Annotated in this window: 6 protein-coding genes; 1 reads left to right on the top strand and 5 read right to left on the bottom strand. The window is 61.9% G+C overall.

From position 1 onward, the window contains the following. Positions 1 to 287 precede the first annotated feature (287 nt). A complete protein-coding gene (locus ACIQ47_RS14000; protein ID WP_396438701.1) occupies positions 288 to 1,499 on the bottom strand; it encodes a urate hydroxylase PuuD in 1,212 nt (403 codons plus the stop codon). Positions 1,500 to 1,675: 176 nt separating this feature from the next. Next, positions 1,676 to 2,464, bottom strand: coding sequence for a xanthine dehydrogenase accessory protein XdhC (gene xdhC, locus ACIQ47_RS13995; RefSeq protein ID WP_396438702.1), 789 nt, complete (start codon positions 2,462 to 2,464; stop codon positions 1,676 to 1,678). Between the two features lie 106 nt (positions 2,465 to 2,570). On the opposite strand from xdhC, the gene ACIQ47_RS13990 reads away from it, so the two are divergent. Next, positions 2,571 to 3,197 carry a hypothetical protein gene (locus ACIQ47_RS13990; RefSeq protein ID WP_396438700.1) on the top strand — a complete coding sequence of 209 codons (627 nt, stop codon included), beginning with the start codon at positions 2,571 to 2,573 and terminating at the stop codon, positions 3,195 to 3,197. Positions 3,198 to 3,249: 52 nt separating this feature from the next. On the opposite strand, the gene ACIQ47_RS13985 is transcribed toward ACIQ47_RS13990, so the two are convergent. From ACIQ47_RS13985 to ACIQ47_RS13975, 3 genes are all read right to left on the bottom strand, one after another. Further along, positions 3,250 to 4,476, bottom strand: a complete 1,227-nt coding sequence (locus tag ACIQ47_RS13985; RefSeq protein ID WP_396438699.1) for an MFS transporter — start codon at positions 4,474 to 4,476, stop codon at positions 3,250 to 3,252. 132 nt (positions 4,477 to 4,608) lie between these two features. Next, the gene (locus ACIQ47_RS13980) at positions 4,609 to 5,844 is read right to left on the bottom strand and encodes an MFS transporter (protein ID WP_396438698.1); all 1,236 of its coding nucleotides are present in this window, start codon (positions 5,842 to 5,844) and stop codon (positions 4,609 to 4,611) included. Positions 5,845 to 5,961: 117 nt separating this feature from the next. Beyond that, on the bottom strand, positions 5,962 to 6,147 hold a 186-nt coding region (locus ACIQ47_RS13975), incomplete at its 5' end, for a hypothetical protein (protein WP_396438697.1).

Below are 6,147 nucleotides of genomic sequence, written 5' to 3'. Positions count from 1 at the left end.
CCCCAAGGCACGATCATGGTGATGGGGCGGACGGGATAATTTTGTGCGGCAGCAGGCAGGGCAGCTGCCAAACAAGCCAAGCCAGCGACAGCGCTGGCAACCAAAGTACGGCGTGAGCGATTGAACATGGGGGTCTCCTTGTGATTTGAACAGCCGGACCCATGGGGACCTGCTGAATCCAAGATATACCCATTCGATCGTCATACCAATAGGGTCAACCATAGCCCCAGTAACTCTGGCGACTGTCGTTTGCAGCCCTCTTGTCTGCCTCGACAGTGCCCAGCGGTTCAGTCCAGCTTGGCCCCCGCCACAAACCAGCGCCCGATCATGGCGCGCTCTTCTTCGGTCAGGCCGGTGGCATTGCCCATGGGCATTTGCTTGGTCACCGCCACCTGCTGATAGACGTTTTGCGCGTGCTGCTTGAGCTGTTCAGGGCTGTCCAGGCGAACGTTTTTCATTTGAACCTGAGCGTTGTGGCACGACAGACAATGCTGACTGACGAGGCTTTGCACCTGGGCAAAGCTCACCGGCTGGACAGGCACTGCAGAGACCTTGGGCGGCGCAGGCCGCAATGCCACGATCACGCCCAAAATCATCACCACGCCTACCGCCGCAAAGGGCCAGGGGTTGGCCGCGCGGCCCAGGTGAAAGGCGTGGCGCTGCACAAAGAACTGGCGGATCAAGGCACCGGCCAGCATCATCACAAACAGCAGCACCCAGCGCTGTTCGTGGGTGTACAAAAAGCTGTAGTGGTTGCTCAGCATCGCAAAGATGACGGGCAGCGTGAAGTAAGTGTTGTGCACGCTGCGTTGCTTGCCGCGCTTGCCGTGGATGGCCAGGGCGTTGGCATCATAGACTCCGCCGCTGGTCATGGCGGCCACCACTTTGCGCTGGCCGGGGATGATCCAGAAGAACACGTTGGCGCTCATGGCGGTCGCGATCATCGCGCCCACCAGCAAGAACGCGGCGCGCCCTGCAAACAGCTCGTTGGCCAGCCAAGAGCAAAACGCCACGAACACAATCATCAAGCCCGCCACGATCAGCTCACCGTTTTTGCGGAAGCCAAAGACCCGGCAAACGATGTCGTAAACGAACCAGAAAGCCACCAGCATGCCCACAGCGGCCGATCCGGCCATGACCGGCGTCCAGTCCATCAGCGACTTGTCGATCAGAAAAGTGCCCGCGTTGTAAAGGTAGAGCACCGTGAACAACGCAAAACCGCTCAGCCAGGTGGAATAACTTTCCCAATAAAACCAGTGCAGCTTGGTGTGAATGATCTTGGGGGCGACCATGTACTTTTGCGGGTTGTAAAAACCACCGCCGTGCACCGCCCACATGGCGCCACCCACGCCTTTTTCGAGCAAGTCGGGCGAGTTGGGTTTTTGCAGGTTGTTGTCCAGAAAGACAAAGTAAAACGAAGAGCCAATCCAGGCGATGGCGGTGATGACATGCACCCATCGCAGCAACAAATTGGCCCATTCCAGAAAATACGATTCCATGAAGGATTCTCCAACCTGCTCACCACCGCGGGCCCTGTGAGCGGGTATTCGGTCGCGAACATGTTCCCGGGGGAACCTGCGCCGCTGCGACCAGTGCACCGGAGTGTATACAGTTTACATTCAGGATTCCAGTCCCCCTCTGGCATGGTGGCCTAGGGGAAACCAGCATCACAACTTCAAAGGGTTTGCAAGAGTTGTGCCGCCACCGCCACAGCGATGACCTCGGGCTCCTTGCCCGCGATGCCGGGAACGCCAATCGGGCAGGTGATGCGGGTAATCTCTTGGGCCGTAAAGCCCCGTTCTTCCAAGCGGTGCCTGAAGGTGGCCCATTTGGTTTGGCTGCCGATCAGGCCCACAAAGGCCAAATCGTCCTGAGCGCGCAGGCGCTTGAGACAAGCCACCACGATGTCCAAGTCTTCGGCATGGCTGAAACTCATGATCAGCACCCGGCTGCCCGGCGCCAGATCGGCCACTGCAGCCTGCACCGGATTGGAGTGTTCGCAATCCACCCCGTCGGGCACATCGGCCGGGAAAATCTCGTCGCGGCTGTCGATCCAGCGCACCGCAAAAGGCAAAGGCGCCAGGGCGTTCACAATCGCTCGGCCCACATGGCCACCGCCAAACAGCGCCAGCGGGGTGCGCGGCGGCATCAACAAGGTGCGCAAACGCGCCACGTCGCCCGCGTCCACAAGCTCCATGGTCAATTCCACCACCCCGCCGCAACACTGCCCCAAACTGGGACCCAGCACTTGGCGCAAGTGGGTAGACACCAACTCCCCGGCCAATAACCTTCGTGCGTGCGCCAAGGCCTGAAACTCCAGGTGTCCGCCACCAATCGTGCCCTCTTCGCCCCGGGCAAAAACCAGCATGTGGGTGCCTGGCCCACGCGGCACCGAGCCTTGGGTGGCTTGCACACTCACCTGCACCGCTGCCTCATTGGCCAAACGATCCAACGCCACCATCATCCAATTCACACGCACACCCCTTTGTCAAACGGCCACTCGCCAAGGCCTGTGGTCAATGCCACAATCACAACCGAACACCGAGTATGCCAAGGAGAGGATCCGATCTATGCCAGAGGCACCCCAGCACCCGCACCCGCACCCGCACCCGCAACCTACCCCGCACCGCACCGTTTTGTCGCGCACCTTGCTGGCCCTGAGCGCCGTGGGCCTGGGCTGGCTGAGCGGCTGCAGCGCGCCGCCGACCGCCAAACCCACCTCACACCCTGCCACCAGCCAGGTACCCGCCTCACCCGCCACACCTGTCATACCCGCCACAACCGCCTCACCCGCCACAACGCAGCCTAATGCCGTGGCCCAACCCGCTGCGACAGCCGCAGCCCCGAGTCCCGCCAAATCGGCCGCACGCAACGCCAAGGATTACCGCAAGGACGCAGCCAGCCACCTTTATGCCCGGCACAGCCAAAGCATTTACAAAGGCCGCCTGCCCCCCATGTTGGAGGCGGTGGGTGTGCTCAACGTAGACATCGACCGGCACGGCTCGGTCAAATCGGTGCAATGGATGCGTGCACCCCGACATGTGCCGCAAGTGATGCAACAAATCGAACGCATGGTCATCGCCGCAGCCCCCTACCCCGTGCCCCAGCACATGAGCCAGGTCACCTACTCCGATGTATGGCTTTGGCACAAAAGCGGCAAGTTTCAGCTCGACACCCTGACCGAAGGGCAGGACTGATCAGAACGCTTGGGTGCGCTGAGGTCTGGCACTCTCTGGCTGAAGGCAAGGCTCAGGCCGGCGACGTCTGCTCGTGTGACGCGCCGGGCAGCAAAGTCAAAATGAGCGTGGTGGCCACCGAAAACCCCGCCAGCAGCAAGAGCGAGTTGCCAAACCCCATGGCCTTGACGACCGGCCCCAAAGCCCAGACCGACAAAGAGCTGACCGCGAAAGACACGCCCAGGCGCATGCCCGAGACGCGTGAACGCAGGCGGTCGTCCACATAGCGGGCGATCATGAAGTCGGTGAAAGGAATCGCCCCGAAGATGAACACCATCACCCCAATCAGCGCCGCAAACAGCCACCAGCCCTGCGCCTGCGAAGCCAGCACCAACATGGGGATCTGCGCCAAGACCATGAACATGAAAAAGTGTTTGAGCGGGAAACGGTTGATCAGGTGCCCCACCACCACCTGGGCCACCGAGGCCACGGCGTAAACCAAGGCCAGCAACAGGCCCAAGCTGGCAGGGTCTTCCATCACACCTTTGAAGCGCTCGGTGATCAAAGGCCCATTGCCGTTGGTGGTGAAGTTGAACAACACGCTGCTGGTCACAGCCGCTGCCGTCATGACCACCAGCACACGCGCCAACATGGGCGCGGGCAGGCTCACCTTGGCGCCACCCTTGCGCTTGGCGGGCGCCGACAGCTCTGGTGGACAAGCGCGGGCAAACACCCAGCCGCAGACCAAGGCCAACACGCCCGGCACCACAAAGGCCGCACGCCAGCCCAGCCACTGGATCAAAAAACCCGTGAGCAAGGCCGCCACCGCCACACCCAGGTTGCCCGACAGGCCATTGAAGCCAATGGTGGCACCGGGGTTAGATGAGCGCTCGAGCAGCATGGGAATGCCCACCGGGTGGTAGATGGAGGCGAACACGCCGATCAGCGTGAGGCTTGTGGCCAGTTGCCAAGGCGTTTGGGTGAACGCCGTGAGGATAGACGCTGCGCCAATGCCAAAAAAGAAAATCAGCATCATGCTGCGGCGGCCCCACAAATCCCCCAAGCGACCGGCGGGCAAAGAACCCAGACCGAACATGAAAAACGCCCCTGCGCCGTAAGGCATCAGGTCTTGCCATTGGGCCAGGCCCATGTCGGTCGCGATGGTGCTGACCGCCGCCGCAAAAATCAGCAAGAACAAATGGTCCAAGGCGTGCGCGATGTTGAGCAGGCCCCGCACCACGCGGGGGTGGTCAGCGGGTGGTTCTGGCACAGTGGCCGCAGAAGAGGTCAAGGTGGTCATGGTCGTTGTTGCGTTTTCGACTTTCGGCTATGTGGCCAGACTGCGGTCAATCGGGCTCTGTACCAGCACTGTGCGCCCACGGCCGATTGGACGCTGTCGCTTTGGTCACAGCAGAGGCTCATCGTGCATGCGTCACAAAGGTGCATTGGCTGGCGCTTTGCGGTCCCAAATGTGCGCACGCCAGTACACCGCCATGGCACCGGTCAACAGCAGCCCCAAGGCAGAATACATGCTGGCTGTGGCGGCATAGCCCCAGCGGTCAATCAGCGGCCCCGAGAGCAGCAAGCCCAAAGGCAAACCCCAAATGGCCAACATGCGCATGCCCATCACCCGGCCCCGGTAAGCAGGCTCGGTGGCGCGCAGCATCACGGCCGCCAAGGGCGTCATGCTCAGGCTTTGTGCCAGGCCGGCCAAACACAGCAAGGCCATGCCCACGCCCAGATGCGTGCTGAAGGCGAACAGCACATCCACCGCAAACCAAACCGCCCCGGCCAGCACCATGGTTTGCGCGGCGCGAAACGCAAAGCGGTGCGAACTGAGCACCACCGAGCCCACCAAACCGCCAAAGGCAAAGCTGGCGCCCAGCCAGCCGAGCCCCGTCTGATCGGTCAGGTAAATGTTTTTGGCCACATAGGGCAGCAAGCCCAAAGAGAAGGGAAAGGCCAGCAGGTTGGCCAAAAACGCCAAGGCCATGGCGGCCATCAGCACCGGGCGGGTCCACACATAGCCAAAGGCCAGCTGCAAGTCGCGCACGGGCGACAGACGCGGGGCATCTTTGACGGCTGTTTGTGCAGGTCCATCCGAGACGCCGCGCGACAGCACAAAACTGAGGGTGTAAAGCGCTGTGATCAGCGCGTAAGCCCAAGTCATGCCCAGCCAGGCGACCACACCCGCACCGGCCAATGCACCCGCAATGCGGGCCGAATCCGAGGTGATGCGCGAAATGCCCAGTGTGCCCAGCAAATGCCGGGGCGGCAAAGTCTGCGCAATCAAGGCGTTGCGCATCATCATGTCCGACGGCCGCACCAGTCCCGCTAAAGCGGCCATGAACAGCACGATCATGGGGGTGAGGGCCTGCGACCAGGCCAGCAGCATGAAGGTGGCGGCCAGCGCCGCATACAGGGCACGCGACAAATACAGCATGCGGCGGTAACCCAGCCGATCGCCCACCACGCCAAACATGGGAGAAACCAAAGAGCCCAAGTATTGCAACGAGCCAAACACCACCAGCATCATCACCGAGCCCGACTCGACCAGGATGAACCAGCCCAGCACGATGGTCTCCATCTCAAAAGCCCAGGATGTGGCCAGATCGGCAGGCCACTGGAAGCGAAAACTCCGCACCCGGAACGGGTCGCGCCAGTGCATGGCGGTTGGGGTTTCAGCCGTCGGCGTGCCCTGGCTCACAGCCGTGGCCCTGCGCAGAACAAAGTGAGGGGAAACAGCGCACAGTGGCCGGGGCGCGGGCGCAGGCCACTCATGCGCTCAGTCCTGCCCGGCGCGAGGTGACTGCGGGGTGGTGTCGCTCTTGGCCAGGGGGTCTGGCTGCGCCGCAGGCTCGGGCATGAAGCACATCTTCTCGCCATCCCAACGCTGGCCGCACCAGCACAGGCCTTCGGCGTTGATGATGCAAGTGCCGGTGCCGCAGCACCGTGGATCGTCTGACATGGG

The sequence above is a fragment of the Limnohabitans sp. genome (assembly GCF_044373035.1).
Lineage (GTDB): Bacteria > Pseudomonadota > Gammaproteobacteria > Burkholderiales > Burkholderiaceae_C > Limnohabitans_A.
The sequence above is the reverse complement of the archived record's forward strand: the minus strand, read 5'-3'. Positions and strand labels throughout refer to the sequence as shown.